Source organism: Globicatella sp. HMSC072A10 (genome assembly GCF_001811625.1).
Classification (GTDB): Bacteria; Bacillota; Bacilli; order Lactobacillales; family Aerococcaceae; genus Globicatella; species Globicatella sanguinis.
In genome coordinates, this window is the sequence record NZ_KV805681.1 from 1 (window position 1) to 18,096 (window position 18,096).

The following is an 18,096-nucleotide window of genomic DNA, read 5'->3' on the forward strand; positions in this document are numbered from 1 at the left end:
TATTTACCAACACTACTTGACATAGAGCCTTTTTTTACTATTGATACAGACTAATATAGAGATTGACCAAAAGTGATGCAATTGATACACTTATAATGAGTTGTAAGCGTATAATTGGTGTTGGAATACTGGTTGTACGACATTATTTATAAGAAATGAGGGATTTTGGTGTATAAATTGATTGGTATCGTGGGCTCCAATGAAAAAAGGTCTACCAATCGGATGTTATTACAGTACATGAAAAAGGCGTTTGCAGATAAAGCGACGATTGAATTAGTAGAAATAGACGCTTTTCCATTATTTAATAAACCAGCATTTGATCAACTTCCTCCTGTAGTCATAAAGGTAGCGGCTAAGATTGAACAAGCACAAGGGGTGATTATTAGTACTCCAGAATATGATCATACGATACCAGCGGCATTAAATAATGCACTTGCTTGGCTTTCATATGGGATTTATCCATTTGTTGACAAGCCCGTCATGATCACCGGCGCTTCATATGGTGTATTGGGATCGTCTCGCGCTCAACAACACTTACGTCAAATATTAGACGCTCCAGAACTAAAAGCGCGTATCATGCCGAGTTCTGAATTTTTATTAGGACATTCATTAAAAGCATTTGATGAAACAGGAAACTTAGTCAATGCAGAAAATAAAATTAAATTGTCGAAGTTGTTTGATGAGTATTTATCGTTTATTAATGTGATGGAAAAAGTCACTCAAGCAACATCGGTTCATAGAAAAGAAGCAGAGAATTATAATTGGGAGAAAAGAGAGGTGGATTAAATAATGAAATTAGTCGGTATTGTCGGTTCAAATGCAGAACATTCATACAATCGCTTGTTATTAAAGGAAATTAAAGCACGCTTTCAGCATCTATTTACCCTAGAAATATTGGAAATTTCTAAAGTGCCACTCTTTAATGCTTCTGCTGATAATCTTGATCTCGAGGAGGTTCAATACTTAAATCAACGTATTTTAGAAGCAGATGGTGTTATTATTGCGACACCTGAACACAATCATACGATTCCACCAGCTTTAAAAAGTGTTTTAGAATGGTTGTCATACAAACTGCATCCATTTGAAGATAAGCCGGTGATGGTAGTTGGCGCCAGTTATGATGTACTCGGCACTTCTCGGTCACAATTACATTTGCGACAAATATTAGAAGCACCAGGTCTAAGAGCCCATGTCTTTCCGGGAAATGAATTTTTATTAGGCCAAGCGAAAGAAGCCTTTGGTGAAAATGGACGGCTAGTTGACGCTAAAACCATTCAATATTTATCAGAATGCATTGAAAAATTTGTTCGCTTTGTTCATATTTTAAAACAAGTCGAACAACCACGTCATCGTAAACAAGGTATTATTCATCAGAGCTATCAACTTGGTGATTTTTCAAAAGGAATGGATGATTCAGAGGTAGCAGAAATCATCCAACAATTAAAGTCAGGAGAAAAAGAAGTCGCCCATTATCATGTGCCTACGGGAAATAAAGACCAATATATTGTTCACACCTTTCAAACTGTAACAGATGAAGACGGAAGTATCATTTCGATTGAAGAGTTTATCATGGATTATGCACAAATAATTGAACAATATTTAAAGCAAACAGGACAATCTCTAACGAACGCGGGAGACTTAACCACAACGAAACAAAGTCAATACACAGAACCCGAAATCCCTGAAGTAGATGTGTTAAGTAGCGCTAGTCAGCATTTGGAATCAAAAAAATCCACCATTACAAAGAAATGAGACGATCGAAGCAAAGGTTGATGCGACTTCCAGTCCAACGCAATTAAGTGCAGCTGGAGAAGCAGAACCAAGTGAAAAGGCTAAAGCAAAATTTATTTATGTCAATGAACAATCAAAGCAGTCAACGCCTACACAAGATACTCAACCTCAGATTATAAAAGTAATCGACGTAGGTTTTAATGACACAAATACCTCAAAACAAGACGTAGATACTACCACTACGGCGACCGTTAAACATTTAAACCATGAAAGTAAAAAAGAAGAGAATATGCAAGAAACACAGCTTCCAACAGCAAAAGTAGGAAAAGTAACAAAATCAGATACAACAGAAGCTGAATCAGAAGCCAAATCAGGTCATCGACTAACGATGATAGATACGACTTCGGGAGCAAGTGACCAATATTAAATTTTTAGCATAAAAAACGTGGCGAGTACCAATCATCCAAGAATATGTTAGACTAACCACGTTTTATATTATTTAGGCTAAAAATTGTTCGATGGCTTCAGGAACAGCTGAACTATTATTGACGATTTTACCATTCAATTTAATCAAGCCAACAGTATATAAATTGACATATCCAAATTGGGATTCTGCAATTTCTTGTAAGGCTTCGACTTTTTGTTGGTTAGTTCCACCTAATTGACGGGAGTCAGTGTATAAACCCACAATTGGGATACCAGCTTGATAAGCGACACCAATTTCTGAAGCGACACCTGGATCGATGACTTGCCCATCTAAGACTGCTAGTAACACATCGCTCGATAGGACAGCTTCGGTATCTAATTTGGCAATCATAGTTGAATCAGCATAAGCATTTTTATCGTTAATTTCACCCTGTTCTTGAGGTAAGAAAATTTCTAGGTCAGGTAGAGCTTCTCGAATTGTTTGAGCTAATTTAGCATTAAAAGCTAGTTCCATTTCAGTAAATAACGGGGCAGCAAAATATAATTTCGACATATCATAACCTCCAAAATCATTTAAACTACTCTTCATTATAGTGAAGCAAATCGAGAGAAGCAATTAGAAACAATGGAAATATTTTTCATACTACCGGAAAATTCGTGATAAAAAAGTTGATTAATAAGTTAAAGTGACTACACGATAAATTAATTTAAAAAGAAAGCGTGACAAGAACTAAAGAGGTGTGAAGAAGGGACACAGGTAGAAACTGATCAGTCATTGTTGTATGCTAAGCAACTCAGTTTAACTCAAATAAAACATCGCAAAACCACGAGCATCATTCATGACAGAAGGGGTTGACAGAAGTTAAAGATTAATGTAATATGATAAGTTGCAAAGACGCAGGAAAGTAGTTTAGAAAACGGGTTGAAATATTGTCCAACAGCGTTTTCACGAAAAGAACAAAAGATACGAGCCAATAATTTTTCAAAAACTCGATCTCTTTTGTCTTTTTTTTGCCTAAAAATAGTACAAAAAGCGATTTGTTGGCTAAATGTAATATTTGTAACATAAACGTAACTTTCGGCGCTTTAATATTTAGAAGGGGTGAACAGCTTGAGTCAGCATCATATTGTAAAATACGGTAAAAAAGCTCAAAGACGTAGTTATGCGCGAATTGATGAAGTTTTGGAACTACCAAACTTAATCGAAATTCAAACTGATTCCTACCAATGGTTCCTTGATGAAGGATTGCGAGTAATGTTTGAAGATATTTCTCCAATTGTTGATCATACTGAGAATTTGGAGTTACATTTTATTGATTATGAATTTAAAGAAGCAAAATATAATTTAGAAGAGGCACGTAGCCATGATGCCAACTATTCTAAACCAATTTATGTGACTTTACGTTTAGTTAATAAAGAAACAGGAGAAGTAAAAGAACAAGAAGTATTCTTTGGTGATTTCCCAATCATGACCGAAATGGGTACATTCATTATTAACGGTGCTGAACGTGTCATCGTTTCGCAATTAGTTCGTTCTCCAGGTGTTTACTATCATGACCGAGTGGATAAAAAATCGCGTCATAGTTATACATCAACTGTCATTCCTAACCGTGGTGCATGGTTAGAATTTGAGACGGATGCTAAAGGAATTGCTTATGTGCGTATTGACCGTACACGTAAATTACCTTTAACCGCATTAGTTCGTGCATTAGGTTTTGGTTCAGATGAAGAAATTATTGATATTTTCAGTCAATCTGAATTATTAGATTTAACATTAGAAAAAGATGTTCATAAGAATATCACTGATTCACGTGTGGAAGAAGCCCTTAAAGATATTTACGAGCGTCTACGTCCAGGTGAACCAAAGACAGCAGAAAGCTCACGTAACTTATTAACAGCACGCTTCTTTGACCCACGTCGTTATGACTTAGCACCTGTAGGTCGTTATAAAGTTAATAAGAAATTACATTTAAAACATCGTTTACTTGGTCTAACATTAGCTGAAACGTTAGCTGACCCTGAAACAGGAGAAGTTATCTTTAGTGAAGGGACAGAATTAGATCAAGAAAAAATCGATATTTTAACACCATACTTAGATAACAATATTAATTTGGTTACTTTGCATCCGGCACCTGAAAGTGTTGTTGCGGAACCAATTGATTTACAAGTTATTCGTGTTTATTCACCAGCCGACCCTGAAAAAGTTATTAATATTATTGGTAATGGTAATATCGAAGGCGTTAAAAACTTAACACCGGCTGACATTATCGCCTCAATCAACTACTATTTAAACTTAGAATTAAACATTGGAACAACTGATGATATTGACCATTTAGGTAACCGTCGTATTCGTTCAGTGGGTGAATTATTACAAAACCAATTCCGTATTGGTTTAAGCCGAATGGAACGTGTGGTGCGCGAGCGTATGTCCTTACAAGATACTGCGACCATTACTCCACAACAATTAATTAACATTCGTCCGGTTGTAGCAGCTATTAAAGAATTCTTCGGTTCTTCTCAGTTGTCACAATTTATGGACCAATCAAATCCATTAAGTGAGTTAACTCATAAACGTCGTTTATCAGCCTTAGGGCCTGGTGGTTTAACGAGGGACCGTGCTGGATACGAAGTGCGTGACGTTCACTACTCTCACTATGGTCGTATGTGTCCGATTGAAACACCTGAAGGACCAAACATCGGATTAATTAATAGTTTATCTACCTATGCGAAAATTAATAAATTTGGTTTCATCGAAACACCTTACCGTAAAGTAGACAAAGAGTCCTTAAAAGTTACTGATGAAATTGTTTACTTATCAGCCGACGAAGAAGATTTATATACCGTTGCACAAGCTAACTCATTATTAAATGAAGATGGTTCATTCGTAAATGATGTAGTAATGGCACGTTATATTTCTGAGAATATAGAAGTACCAGTAAGTAAAGTTGACTTTATGGACGTTTCACCTAAACAAGTAGTAGCGGTAGCGACAGCTTCAATTCCATTCTTAGAAAACGATGACTCTAACCGTGCTTTGATGGGAGCGAACATGCAACGTCAAGCAGTGCCATTGGTTAATCCACAATCACCATTGATCGGAACAGGTATGGAATATAAAGCAGCTCACGACTCGGGAGCAGCCTTATTGTGTAAACGTGACGGTGAAGTAGTTTATGTGGATGCGAATCGTGTGAAAGTTAAAGTAGCGGATGGTTCTACCGATGAATATCGTTTAACTAAATTTGCTCGTTCAAATGCGGGAACTTGTTACAACCAACGTCCAATCGTAAAATTAGGGGATATCGTTGAGAAAAATGATATCTTAGCGGACGGACCTTCAATGGAAAATGGCGAAATGGCCTTAGGACAAAACCCATTAGTAGCCTTCATGACTTGGGATGGTTATAACTATGAGGACGCGGTCATCATGTCAGAGCGTTTAGTGAAAGATGATGTTTATACTTCTATTCACATCGAAGAATATGAATCAGAATCGCGTGATACGAAATTAGGACCTGAAGAAATTACGCGTGAAATCCCTAACGTAGGTGAAGATGCCCTTAAATACTTAGATAAGGACGGTATTATTTCTATTGGGGCTGAAGTGAAAGATGGTGACATCTTAGTAGGTAAAGTCACACCTAAAGGGGTAACCGAATTATCTGCTGAAGAACGTCTATTACACGCAATTTTTGGTGAAAAAGCTCGTGAAGTCCGTGATACTTCATTACGTGTGCCTCACGGTGGTGGCGGTATTGTTCATGATGTTAAAATCTTTACGCGTGAAGCTGGCGATGAATTAGCACCAGGTGTAAATAAATTAGTTCGTGTCTATATCGTTCAAAAACGTAAAATTAGTGAAGGGGATAAAATGGCCGGACGTCACGGTAATAAAGGGGTAGTATCCTTAATAATGCCGGAAGAAGACATGCCGTTTATGCCTGATGGAACACCAATTGACATTATGTTAAACCCATTAGGGGTACCTTCACGTATGAATATTGGACAAGTATTAGAATTACACTTAGGTATGGCTGCTCGTCAAATGGGCATTAAAATTGCGACTCCAGTCTTTGATGGTGCGACCGAAGAAGATGTTTGGGATACCGTTAAAGAAGCCGGATTAGAACAAGATGCGAAGACCATTCTTTATGATGGACGTACAGGAGAACCATTTGACCGTAAGATTTCTGTTGGGGTTATGTATATGATTAAATTAGCCCACATGGTTGATGATAAATTACATGCTCGTTCAACAGGACCTTACTCATTAGTAACGCAACAACCTTTAGGTGGTAAAGCACAATTTGGTGGACAACGTTTTGGTGAGATGGAAGTTTGGGCACTAGAAGCTTATGGTGCTGCTTATACTTTACAAGAAATCTTAACGTATAAATCCGATGATGTTGTGGGACGTGTGAAAACATATGAAGCAATCGTTAAAGGTCAACCAATTCCGCGTCCAGGTGTACCAGAATCCTTCCGCGTATTGGTAAAAGAATTACAAGCCTTAGGATTAGATCTTAAAGTATTAGATGCAGATGATAATGAAATCGAATTACGTGACGATGACGATGATGATGACGTAATTAACTACAATGCATTAGATAAATATCGTGAAGAACAAAAACAAGCTGAAAAAGCTAAACTAGAAGCAGAAGTTGGCGAAACAGAAAACAACACTGAAAAAGAGTCAGCAGAAGTAGAAACAGTTGAAGAATAGCCTAGGTGCCATTGGAGTATTAGGCGCTCCAAAATAAAAAAAGGAGGTCGGCCCCTTGATAGATGTTAATAATTTCGAAGCCATGCAAATTGGCTTAGCATCCTCCGAAAAAATTCGTAGTTGGTCATACGGTGAAGTAAAAAAACCTGAAACCATTAACTACCGTACATTAAAACCTGAACGTGACGGATTATTCTGTGAACGTATTTTCGGACCAACTAAAGATTGGGAATGTAGCTGTGGTAAATTAAAACGCGTTCGTTATAAAGGACGCGTCTGTGATCGCTGTGGTGTTGAAGTAACGAAAGCAAAAGTACGTCGTGAAAGAATGGGACATATTGAATTAGCTGCTCCAGTTACACACGTATGGTATTTCAAAGGAATTCCAAGTCGTATGGGATTAGTATTGGATATTAGTCCACGTTACTTAGAAGAAGTGATTTACTTTGCTTCATACATCGTTATTGATCCAGGTGATACCCCGTTAGAATTTAAATCATTGTTAACGGAAGCAGAATATCGTGAGAAAAAACGCGAATACGGTGACCGTTTCTATGCCAAAATGGGTGCAGAAGCCGTTAAAGAATTATTAGAAATGGTAGACGTTGAAAAAGAAGTTGAAGAATTAAGAGAAATCTTAAAAACAGCAACTGGTCAAAAACGTACACGTGCGATTCGCCGTCTAGACATCTTAGATGCTTTCAATGAATCAGGTAATAAACCAGAATGGATGGTATTAGATGTCCTACCAGTTATCCCACCTGATATTCGTCCAATGGTTCAATTAGAAGGTGGACGTTTTGCGACAAGTGACTTGAATGATCTATACCGTCGTGTTATTAACCGTAATAACCGTTTGAAACGCTTATTAGATTTAGGTGCTCCTGGTATTATTGTTCAAAACGAAAAACGTATGTTACAAGAAGCGGTTGACGCTTTAATCGATAATGGCCGTCGTGGTCGTGCCGTAACGGGACCAGGTAACCGTCCATTAAAATCTTTATCGCATATGTTAAAAGGGAAACAAGGTCGTTTCCGTCAAAACTTATTAGGTAAACGTGTAGACTACTCGGGGCGTTCTGTTATCGTCGTTGGACCTAACTTAAAAATGTACCAATGTGGTTTACCAAAAGAAATGGCAATTGAATTATTCAAGCCTTTTGTAATGAAAGAATTAGTTGAACGTGAAATTGCTAGCAACATCAAAAATGCTAAACGTATGATTGAAACTCAAGATGATGCGATTTGGCCTGTAATTGAAGAAGTTATTCGTGAACATCCAGTGTTGCTTAACCGTGCACCTACGCTTCACCGTTTAGGAATTCAAGCTTTCGAGCCAACATTAGTTGAAGGTCGCGCAATCCGTCTACACCCATTAGTGTGTGAGGCATATAATGCCGACTTTGACGGGGACCAAATGGCGGTACACGTACCTTTATCAGAAGAAGCACAAGCAGAAGCACGTTTGTTAATGCTAGCAGCGCAAAACATCTTAAACCCTAAAGATGGTAAACCTGTTGTAACACCATCTCAAGATATGGTCTTAGGTAACTATTATCTAACTTTAGAAGAACCAGGACGTATCGGTGAAGGTTTAGTGTTAAGTAGTGTGGGTGAAGCAGAAATCGCTTATCAAAATGGTTATGTACATTTACATACACGTGTTGCCATTCCAGCTAAAGCATTACCTGGAAAACCATTTACTGAATGGCAAAAAGAACGTTTAATGGTGACAACAATTGGTAAATTATTCTTCAATGAAATTATGCCAATAGAGTTTCCTTACTTAAACGAACCGACTAATACTAACCTAACCCAACAAACACCTGATAAATATTTCTTAGAACCGGGAACAGATGTACCAGAAGCGATTGCTGCAATGGAGATGGTACCACCGTTTAAGAAAAAAGACTTTGGTAATATTATCGCAGAAGTCTTCAAACGATTCCAAATTACAGAAACGTCTGTGATGTTGGACAAATTGAAAAACTTAGGTTACAAGTATTCAACACGTGCTGGTATTACTGTTGGGGTTGCCGATGTATTACGTCTAGAATCTAAAGAGGGTATTTTAGAGGAAGCACATAAAAAAGTTGAAAATATCACAAAACAATATCGTCGTGGTTTAATTACCGAAGATGAACGTTATGGAAGTGTTATTCGTACTTGGGAACAAGCAAAAGATAAGATTCAAGATGATCTTAAGAGTTCATTACCAAGATTAAACCCAATCCATATGATGTCGGATTCAGGTGCCCGTGGTAATATCTCTAACTTTACTCAATTAGCGGGTATGCGTGGTAACATGGCGGCGCCAAGTGGTAAGATTATCGAATTACCGATTACATCAAACTTCCGTGAAGGATTATCGGTCTTAGAGATGTTTATTTCTACTCACGGTGCTCGTAAAGGGATGACCGATACGGCCTTGAAGACAGCCGACTCAGGTTATTTAACACGTCGTTTAGTTGACGTAGCGCAAGATGTGATCGTTCGTGAAGACGACTGTGGTACGGATAAAGGGATTGTGATTACCGAAATTGCCGACGGAAATAGTGTGATTGAGTCATTAGAAGAACGATTAATTGGTCGTTATACTCAAAAAACAGTCCGTCACCCTGAAACAGGTGAAGTAATTATTGGACCAAATGAATTAATTTCTGAAGATTTAGTAGCGACTATCGTCAATGCAGGTATTAAAGAAGTAACGATTCGTTCAGTCTTTACATGTAATACACAACATGGTGTATGTAAAAAATGTTATGGCCGTAACTTGGCGACCGGATCTGAAGTAGAAGTTGGGGAAGCGGTCGGAACGATCGCAGCTCAATCAATCGGAGAACCTGGTACTCAGTTAACCATGCGTACTTTCCATACCGGAGGGGTTGCGGGTGGTGGCGATATCACTCAAGGTTTACCTCGTATTCAAGAGATTTTTGAAGCGCGTAATCCTAAAGGACAAGCGACTATTACGGAAGTAGCCGGTGTTGTGGAATCGATCGAAGAAAAAGCGGGCGACCGTTCGAAAGATATTACGATAGCTGGTAACGGTGATACTCGTACTTATAATGTTGCTTATCAAGCACGCTTGAAAGTAAAAGAAGGCGATATGGTTGAACGTGGTCAAGCATTGACGGAAGGTTCCATTGATCCAAAAGAATTGTTACGTGTTACTGACGTGATTACAGTTGAAAAATACTTATTACGTGAAGTACAAGCGGTATACCGTGGCCAAGGGGTAGAGATTGGCGATAAACACGTCGAAGTAATGGTTCGTCAAATGTTACGTAAAGTACGCGTTATGGACCCTGCAGGCACAAAAATTCTACCAGGTGCTTTAATGGATATCGCAGACTTTGCTCGTGCGAATGCATCTTCTATTAAAGCGGGAGAAATCCCTGCGACGGCGCGTCCAGTGTTATTAGGAATTACCAAAGCAGCCTTAGAAACGAATTCATTTATTTCTGCTGCATCCTTCCAAGAAACAACTCGTGTCTTAACAGATGCAGCCATTCGCGGTAAGAAAGATGTCTTATTAGGACTAAAAGAGAATGTTACAATTGGTAAATTAATCCCTGCTGGTACTGGTATGACCAGATATCGTAATATCAAATCAAACCTAGACGTACAAGCAGAATTAAACGAGGCTGAAGCAATAGCAGCGACCGAAGTAACTGAAACCACAGAAGTAGAATAATTTAGCGCAGTGGTTGAGTGATTCCAATTAGAGTCTCAATGACTTGTTTGAGAGCTGGTCACCTGTGCGAGTGGTGGACAGACGAAGTGAAAATCCATTGGTTTTCTACTTCTGGTTCACTCCCAATTCTGCGGGGGTGGACAGACGCAGCGAAAGTCATTTGGCTTTCTACGTCTTGCCCGCCTTCATTGAGAAGTAATAGAGGTTGAACTAAAACAAAAAAGTTTTGGTTCGACCTCTTTTTTTTTTTTTGTTTGTTATAAAAGCGATTGATTCAGAAAATAACAGTCATTCTGATTCTTCCCTACTTTCAATCGGAAATCAAACTTAATTAAAGAAGACTAATTAAATTAAAAATGTTATAATATTCAAATGAAAAAATAAAGGAGGGATAACCAGAATAAAAAAACTATGTGAACTATTTATTTTATTTATACCCCTATAAATTATATGTATAACGAAGTGTTATTATGCTATTGTGAATTACTGTTCAAAGTCTTATGATTAAGATAGTACATGAAGGGGGAATAAATAATGCGTAAAATTATTATGTTTGGTGTTCGGGATGAAGAAAGAATCGTCGCTGAGAATTGGGCGAAGGAACATCAAGTAGAATTATCAATAAATGAAGAAAATTTTACACCTGAATTAATCGAACGAGTGAAGGGTTATGATGGCTTATCTTTATCACAAGTAGGAAAATTAGATGAGTCATTATATGCACAATTACATCAAATGGGAATTAAGCAAATTGCGCAACGAAGTGCGGGAGTAGACATGTATAATTTGGCTTTGGCTAAAGAGAATGACATTATTATTTCAAACGTACCAAGTTACTCACCAGAATCGATTGCTGAATGGACAGTTGCAATGGCTTTAAATATCATTCGTAAATATGATTTAATTCAAGAAAGAGTGAATGAACATAATTTCTCATGGACACCTGAAATCCGCGGGCGTTTAATGGGAGACATGAAAGTTGCGGTATTAGGAACAGGACGTATTGGTCAAGCAGTGGCACGTTTCTTTAAAGGGTTTGGTTGTGAAATTATCGGTTATGATTTATATCCAAATACGCAATTATCTGATTTATTAACCTATGGTGACTCTATTGAAGAGGTCATTAAGGATGCCGATATTATTTCGTTACACATGCCAGCAACTGAAGAAAATCATTATTTATTCGATAAAGAATTATTATTAAAATGTAAAAAAGATGCGATTTTATTAAATATGGCACGAGGTGCTTTAATTGATACGAAAGCTTTAATTGAAGTATTGGATGAGGGGCATTTAATGGGAGCCGGTTTGGATACTTATGAAGAGGAAGGGCCATTGATTCCTAAAAACTTAACAGACCAAACAATTGAAGATGAGTTATTCCTGCAAGTTATTAATCATCCAAAGATCATTTATTCACCACACATTGCTTTTTATACGGATGAAGCCGTGAAGAACTTAGTTGAAGGTGGATTAAATGCAACAGTAGAAGTCATTGAAACGGGAACGACCCGTAATCGTGTAAATTAATTAAATAATAAAAGCGGTAAACGTCAATAATAGAGTAAGGAATGTGAACAAGATGGAAAGTAAAATGACAGCAAATAAATTTGCGATGAATATTTTAAATGGATTGGCATTGGGGACGGTAGTGGTCTTGATTCCAGGGGCATTACTATCGGAATTATTTAAAGCGATTATGCCAGGATCTCCAATTTTAAATGCCTTAGCCATGTCTAATTCTATGTTAGGATTAGTTTGTGGTATGATGGTTGGATTGAATTTTAAATTTAATCCGATCCAATCGGCTTCAGTCGGATTGGCGGCGATGTATGCTTCAGGTGCCGTTCAATTTGCTGATGGGGCGATGACGATTAAAGGGACCGGCGATATTATAAATGTTGGTTTAACAGCCGCTTTAGCTGCATTGGTGATTTTATTAGTAGGCGATAAATTAAAATCGTATACTATTATTGTCATTCCGGCATTATTATTAGCTGGTGTTGGCGGTCTTGGAAGAATGATTTTACCTTATGTTACTAGCATTACAACCTTAATTGGACAAGGGGTTGCTTCATTATTAACACTGCAACCGATTATAATGTGTATTCTGATTGCGATTATTTTTGCGATTTTAATTGTTTCTCCTATTACTACCGTCGGCATCGCTTTAGCTGTTGGATTATCAGGTATTGGTTCTGGTGCTGGTAACTTAGGTATTTGTGCTTGTGGTTTTGGTTTAGCGATTATGGGATGGAATGTCAATGGTGTGGGTACAAGTATGGCACATTTTATTGGCTCACCCAAAATGTCCATGCCAGTCGTAGTGAAAAATCCTAAAACAATGATTCCAATTATCGCTAATGCAGCCGTCTGTGGTTTGGTTGCTCAAATTTTCAATATTCAAGGAACGCCAATGTCCGCTGGTTTTGGTTTTTCAGGGTTAGTTGGGCCGATTAATGCAATAAACTTAGCTGAAGGTGGCTTTGGCAATGTTATGAATATTTTAGTGTCGATTTTAGCGTTTATTGTGATTCCAGTGGCAATGGGATTCGTATTTAAACATGTCTTTACCAAAGTAATGCCAATTGTCTCTGAAGAAGATTATCGCTTAGACTTATAATGATAGGATGTCTAGGCAGAAAGCTACTGATGTAGCTTTGAGTTGATAAACTTTTCATTATTAAAAAGTCAATATGTAGACGAAAGAACACCACCTAAATGGCAACAAGGCTATTTAAGTGGTGTTTTTGTTTAATTTGATTTGATGGCTTCAATAAATTCTTGAATCGCTGAGGTAGTCACAAAATCTTTGCGAGTAGCGATACCGATGGGGTAGAAGTTATTCTTCTCAACGAAAGGAATCCATTTTAATCCTTTATTGTCACTGAGTGCTTGAAATTCAGAAGGTAAAATGGTAATTGCGTTAAGCTCTTTTAAGCTATGTAATAAGACTGCCCAGTCGTTATGCACAAATACGATATTAGGATCAAAACCAGCTGCGTGACAACTCCGTGTTAACATTTCGCCTAACATGAAATGATGCGTCAAGCTAGAAATGTTTTGCCCTTTTAAGTCGATGATTTGAATCGCCTCTTTGTTAGCTAAGGGATTATTTTCAGGAATGACGACCGACACCCAATAGCCTTGGGTAGAAGTAGCTAGAGGTTCGATTGAAATTTCGGGATAAAGTTGGGGGAATGATAATAATCCCACATCGATTTCCTTATCAACCAGCATTTTTTGTAGTTGACGTGAACCATCTTGGAAAATAGCTAATTCAACATTACTATGGGTTGCAATAAAGTGAGAGATTTGTTTCATAAATTGAATGGCGAATAGGGTCGTTAAGCCTACTATTATTTTTTCAATAGGTTGGTGCTTGTATTGCGAAACTTTATCAATTAGCTTTTCAAAGTCCTCGACTATTTTAATCCCTTCATCATACAAGACTTGTCCTGTTTCAGTTAACATCATCCCTTCATCGGTCATATTAAACAGCACAGTATTGAGTTCAGATTCAAGTTTTTTGATGGTTTGTGATAAAGTGGGTTGCGTAACAAAAAGACTTTTAGCCGCTCTCGAAAGATTTTTTGATTCGGCAATCGCAATAAAATATTTTAATTGTCTAATATCCATGAAGGTAACCTCTTTCCTATCTAACTAATATTAGTATAACATAAACGATTTGAGTCACTATTACCAACTTTAGTCTGATTTTTATGAGCAAAGTTGATATATAATGAAATCATTCCCAAAAATTGGTATAATGACGTTAATAAACTCTTTGGAGGTGTTATGGATGTATTATGGATACGATAGTACGATGATTTTAGTGTTAATTGGAGCGGCATTAGTAATGTTTGCTCAATCACGTGTGACAAGTACCTTTAGAAAATATGACGAATTAGAGTCTCTTAACCAAATTACAGGAAGACAAGCAGCTCAAACTTTATTACAAGCGTCCAATATACATGACGTTTCAATCGAACATGTTGCGGGCCATTTATCTGATCATTATGATTCAAGATCAAAAGTTTTAAGATTATCAGATGCAACCGATCAATCAACGTCGATTGCCGCCATATCGGTAGCGGCTCATGAGTGCGGACATGCGCTGCAGGATGCAGAAAGCTACGGTTTCTTAAAATTACGTAGTTCATTTGCACCGATTGCCCAATTTGGCTCTAGTTTATCAATGCCTTTATTAATGGCTGGTTTTATCTTAAATATTTTTTCGTTAGTATGGATTGGGATTATTGCTTTTGGTTTAGCTTTAGCGTTTCAAATTATTACTTTACCGGTTGAATTTGATGCGAGCAAGCGTGCCTTAGCGATTATGGAGTCTCATCATTTAATTGAGCCAGAGGAATTACCAGCAGCGAAAAAAGTATTGAATGCGGCAGCCTTTACCTATGTTGCTAGCACATTAAATAGTGCGTTCACCTTATTACGTTTTATTTTAATCGCAAATAGTCGTCGTCGTGACTAAGGAGAGATTGGATGAGTATATTTCAACGTATTTTACGGGGAAAAGTAAATGTAAACTTAGCGAATGACTTAGCTAAGAAAGTCAATGATGAAGTGAAGAAGATGCCTTCTATTAATATTTTAGTGGCAGGAAAAACTGGGAGTGGCAAAAGCACCTTAATTAATGCTCTCTTTAGAGAGAATATCGCTAAGACAGGGGTGGGGATGCCTGTAACCCAGCACGTTGAAAAGTTGACAAAAGAGGGCGTCCCGTTAACCCTCTATGATACAAAAGGATTAGAATTAACGGCAGAGGCTCAAAAAGAGGTATTAAAAAGCCTTGCACATTTAATTAATATCCAAAAAGAATTGGGCAATGGTCAGGAAATTCATTTAGCTTATTATTGTGTGAATGCTAATATGTCACGTATTGAAGCAATGGAAGTCGAAATAATCAGGGCCTTAGCGAGTGCATTACCAGTTGTTTTAGTCGTAACCCAATCGATTGGCCAAGAAACAAATGATTTTATTGAGTATTTAAAAGAGTTAGCTTTACCAATCGAGGGCGTTGTGCCGGTATTAGCCAAAGAATACGCGCTCTCATCACATCAAAAAATACCTGCACATGGTTTACAGGACTTGATTGATATTACCTTAAAAATAATTCCATCAAAGGTACATCAGGCTTTTATCAACGCCCAACAAATCGATATTGATCGCAAAGTCGAAGATGCGAGACGTTGGGCTAAGCGTTATATTAAAACTTCTTTTGGTGTAGGCTTTACCCCCATACCGGTATCGGATGCAGCCATTCTGGTGCCAATGCAAATTACGATGTTAGGCCATATAACAGCTATTTTTGGTTTGTCATTAGAAAAATCACAAATTATAAGTATGTTAGCTGGTGTAGGCGGTACGGGAGGTGCCACGGCCTTAGGTAAATATTTAGCGGGTAATTTATTAAAGTTTATTCCTGGCGTGGGGACGATAACTGGCGGAGTGATTAGTGGTATGACTGCTAGTAGCTTAACCATTGCTTTAGCCTATAGCTATATAGAAGTGCTTAAGCAAATAGCTAAAGCTGAAATGATTGGTCACGATATAGGCTTAAATGAAATTTCAAAATTAATGGGAGCAAATTTTAATGAACAATTAAAAGAAGTCTCAAAAATGTTGCCCGATTCAGTGAAGAATCAATTACCACTGTGGACTAGAAGCTTCTTTGTCGAAAATTATTAAAAGAATGAGACACGATTCTTAGCAAAATGGACCTAATTAAGTAATGATTAGTGTCTTCCATGACGCTAGGAATCTTTTTTTGACGAATAAAGGACTAACTGTTACTAGAAAAGCCTTTCATTTATAAAAGGTGTGACATTTAGTCAAAATTCCGTTAAAATGTATCTATATGTGTAAATTTTTAAAAACATGAAATAAATAATATTTAGGAGTGAACCATTCGTGAGTGAACATGAAATTCAAGAAACATTAAACGACCAACTCATTGCGCGTCGTGAGAAAATGGTAAATATGGAGGAATCAACAGAAGTCAATCCGTTTGATTCTGGATTTGTACGGACGCATACTTCTAGTCAAATTCATTCAGCTTATGATCATTTAGATAAAGAAACCTTGGCTGAAGGAGAGAAGATTATGGTCTCAGTAGCCGGAAGAATGGTTTCAAAACGTGGAAAAGGAAAAGCTGGTTTTGCTCATTTATTGGACATGGATGGCAAAATTCAAGTATACGTTCGTCAAGATGGTGTTGGCGAAGCCACTTATCCTTGGTTTAAAGTGGCAGACTTGGGAGATATCGTGGGAGTCACTGGTTATGTATTTAAAACGAATACCGGAGAAGTATCCGTTCATGCAACTGAGTTTGTCCCACTAACAAAAGCATTACGTCCATTACCGGACAAATTCCATGGTTTAACCAATGTGGAACAGCGTTACCGTCAACGTTACTTAGATTTAATTAGTAATGATGACAGCCGTAATCGTTTCATTAACCGTTCAAAAATTTTACGTGAAATTCGTCATTACCTAGATGATGCGGGGTATTTAGAAGTTGAAACACCAACATTACATAACTTAGCTGGTGGTGCGAGTGCTAGACCATTTATTACGCATCATAATGCTTTAGATATGGAATTATATTTACGTATTGCCTTAGAATTGCACTTAAAACGATTGGTAGTGGGTGGTATGGAAAAGGTTTATGAAATAGGTCGCGTATTCCGTAATGAAGGAATTGATACGACCCATAACCCAGAATTCACCATGTTAGAAGTTTATACAGCCTACACTGTCTATACGGATATTATGGATCTAACCGAAGGTTTAATTAAATCTGTTGCTGAAAAAGTTTTAGGAACTACTACTGTTGAATATGATGGTCAAGCTATTGAATTAGGTAAGCCTTGGGCCCGCCGTCATATGGTCGATATGATTAAAGAAGTAACGGGTGTCGATTTCTGGCAAGAAATGACTTTTGAAGAAGCCAAAGCACTAGCCAAAGAACATCATGTTGAAGTCAACCCACACGATTTAACAGTGGGACATATTATTAATAATTTCTTTGAAACTCATTGTGAAGAAAAATGTATTCAACCAACCTTTGTCTATGGACATCCGGTAGAAATTTCACCATTAGCACGAAAAAATGAAGAGGATCCTCGTTTCACCGATCGTTTTGAACTCTTTATCGTTGGAAAAGAGTATGCTAATGCCTTTACGGAGTTAACAGACCCAATCGATCAACGTGAACGTTTTGAAGCGCAAATGGCGGAAAAAAATGCTGGAAACGACGAAGCTCATCCAGTGGATGAAGACTTTTTAGAAGCATTAGAATATGGTATGCCACCAACCGGAGGATTAGGAATTGGGATTGACCGCTTAATCATGTTATTGACTGATTCACAATCGATTCGTGACGTATTATTATTCCCAACATTAAGAAACAACTAGAAATTCAATTCACATAAAATAATAGCTCTGTACTGTTCAAATAAATGAACAGTACAGAGCTATTTATATTGTTGAGACAACA

Annotated in this window: 12 protein-coding genes; 10 read left to right on the forward strand and 2 right to left on the reverse strand. The window is 37.5% G+C overall.

What is annotated here, in order from left to right; translation table 11 throughout:
* Window positions 1–222: 222 nt before the first annotated feature.
* From HMPREF2811_RS03705 to HMPREF2811_RS11380, 3 genes are all read left to right on the forward strand, one after another.
* On the forward strand, window positions 223–786 hold the full coding sequence (locus HMPREF2811_RS03705) for an NADPH-dependent FMN reductase (RefSeq protein ID WP_371441399.1): 564 nt from the start codon (window positions 223–225) through the stop codon (window positions 784–786).
* Between the two features lie 3 nt (window positions 787–789).
* The gene (locus HMPREF2811_RS03710; RefSeq protein WP_071408163.1) at window positions 790–1,752 is read left to right on the forward strand and encodes an NADPH-dependent FMN reductase; all 963 of its coding nucleotides are present in this window, start codon (window positions 790–792) and stop codon (window positions 1,750–1,752) included.
* Window positions 1,753–2,020: 268 nt separating this feature from the next.
* A complete protein-coding gene (locus HMPREF2811_RS11380; RefSeq protein WP_168164940.1) occupies window positions 2,021–2,158 on the forward strand; it encodes a hypothetical protein in 138 nt (45 codons plus the stop codon).
* Window positions 2,159–2,230: 72 nt separating this feature from the next.
* On the opposite strand, the gene HMPREF2811_RS03715 is transcribed toward HMPREF2811_RS11380, so the two are convergent.
* Window positions 2,231–2,710, reverse strand: a complete 480-nt coding sequence (locus HMPREF2811_RS03715) for a nucleoside 2-deoxyribosyltransferase (protein WP_071408164.1) — start codon at window positions 2,708–2,710, stop codon at window positions 2,231–2,233.
* A gap of 558 nt (window positions 2,711–3,268) precedes the next feature.
* On the opposite strand from HMPREF2811_RS03715, the gene rpoB reads away from it, so the two are divergent.
* The 4 genes from rpoB (at window position 3,269) to HMPREF2811_RS03735 (ending at window position 13,200) form a co-directional block, all read left to right on the forward strand.
* Window positions 3,269–6,880 carry a DNA-directed RNA polymerase subunit beta gene (gene rpoB, locus HMPREF2811_RS03720; protein ID WP_371441398.1) on the forward strand — a complete coding sequence of 1,204 codons (3,612 nt, stop codon included), beginning with the start codon at window positions 3,269–3,271 and terminating at the stop codon, window positions 6,878–6,880.
* Between the two features lie 55 nt (window positions 6,881–6,935).
* Window positions 6,936–10,577: a DNA-directed RNA polymerase subunit beta' gene (gene rpoC / locus HMPREF2811_RS03725; protein ID WP_071408165.1), complete on the forward strand. Its 3,642-nt coding sequence runs from the start codon at window positions 6,936–6,938 to the stop codon at window positions 10,575–10,577.
* A gap of 534 nt (window positions 10,578–11,111) precedes the next feature.
* Complete coding sequence (locus tag HMPREF2811_RS03730) at window positions 11,112–12,107, forward strand: D-2-hydroxyacid dehydrogenase (protein WP_066125596.1); 996 nt, start codon at window positions 11,112–11,114, stop codon at window positions 12,105–12,107.
* A gap of 43 nt (window positions 12,108–12,150) precedes the next feature.
* Window positions 12,151–13,200 (forward strand): PTS sugar transporter subunit IIC, encoded by a 1,050-nt coding sequence (locus tag HMPREF2811_RS03735; protein WP_174519400.1) that lies wholly within the window; start codon window positions 12,151–12,153, stop codon window positions 13,198–13,200.
* 131 nt (window positions 13,201–13,331) lie between these two features.
* Here HMPREF2811_RS03735 and HMPREF2811_RS03740 read toward each other — a convergent pair whose 3' ends face one another.
* Window positions 13,332–14,216, reverse strand: a complete 885-nt coding sequence (locus HMPREF2811_RS03740) for a LysR family transcriptional regulator (protein ID WP_071408166.1) — start codon at window positions 14,214–14,216, stop codon at window positions 13,332–13,334.
* A gap of 163 nt (window positions 14,217–14,379) precedes the next feature.
* Between HMPREF2811_RS03740 and HMPREF2811_RS03745 the strand changes: the two genes are divergently transcribed.
* From HMPREF2811_RS03745 to lysS, 3 genes are all read left to right on the forward strand, one after another.
* Window positions 14,380–15,069, forward strand: a complete 690-nt coding sequence (locus tag HMPREF2811_RS03745) for a zinc metallopeptidase (protein WP_066125601.1) — start codon at window positions 14,380–14,382, stop codon at window positions 15,067–15,069.
* An 11-nt stretch (window positions 15,070–15,080) separates the two neighbouring features.
* A complete protein-coding gene (locus tag HMPREF2811_RS03750; protein ID WP_066125603.1) occupies window positions 15,081–16,286 on the forward strand; it encodes a YcjF family protein in 1,206 nt (401 codons plus the stop codon).
* A gap of 222 nt (window positions 16,287–16,508) precedes the next feature.
* Complete coding sequence (gene lysS, locus HMPREF2811_RS03755) at window positions 16,509–18,014, forward strand: lysine--tRNA ligase (protein ID WP_066125605.1); 1,506 nt, start codon at window positions 16,509–16,511, stop codon at window positions 18,012–18,014.
* Window positions 18,015–18,096: the final 82 nt, after the last annotated feature.

Coding starts and splice junctions, on each gene's coding strand:
- HMPREF2811_RS03705 (WP_371441399.1), top strand. CDS start 223: ATGTTATTACAGTACATGAAAAAGGCGTTTGCAGATAAAGCGACGATT.
- HMPREF2811_RS03715 (WP_071408164.1), bottom strand. CDS start 2,710: ATGTCGAAATTATATTTTGCTGCCCCGTTATTTACTGAAATGGAACTA.
- HMPREF2811_RS03710 (WP_071408163.1), top strand. CDS start 790: ATGAAATTAGTCGGTATTGTCGGTTCAAATGCAGAACATTCATACAAT.
- HMPREF2811_RS11380 (WP_168164940.1), top strand. CDS start 2,021: ATGCAAGAAACACAGCTTCCAACAGCAAAAGTAGGAAAAGTAACAAAA.
- HMPREF2811_RS03745 (WP_066125601.1), top strand. CDS start 14,380: ATGTATTATGGATACGATAGTACGATGATTTTAGTGTTAATTGGAGCG.
- HMPREF2811_RS03730 (WP_066125596.1), top strand. CDS start 11,112: ATGCGTAAAATTATTATGTTTGGTGTTCGGGATGAAGAAAGAATCGTC.
- HMPREF2811_RS03750 (WP_066125603.1), top strand. CDS start 15,081: ATGAGTATATTTCAACGTATTTTACGGGGAAAAGTAAATGTAAACTTA.
- HMPREF2811_RS03740 (WP_071408166.1), bottom strand. CDS start 14,216: ATGGATATTAGACAATTAAAATATTTTATTGCGATTGCCGAATCAAAA.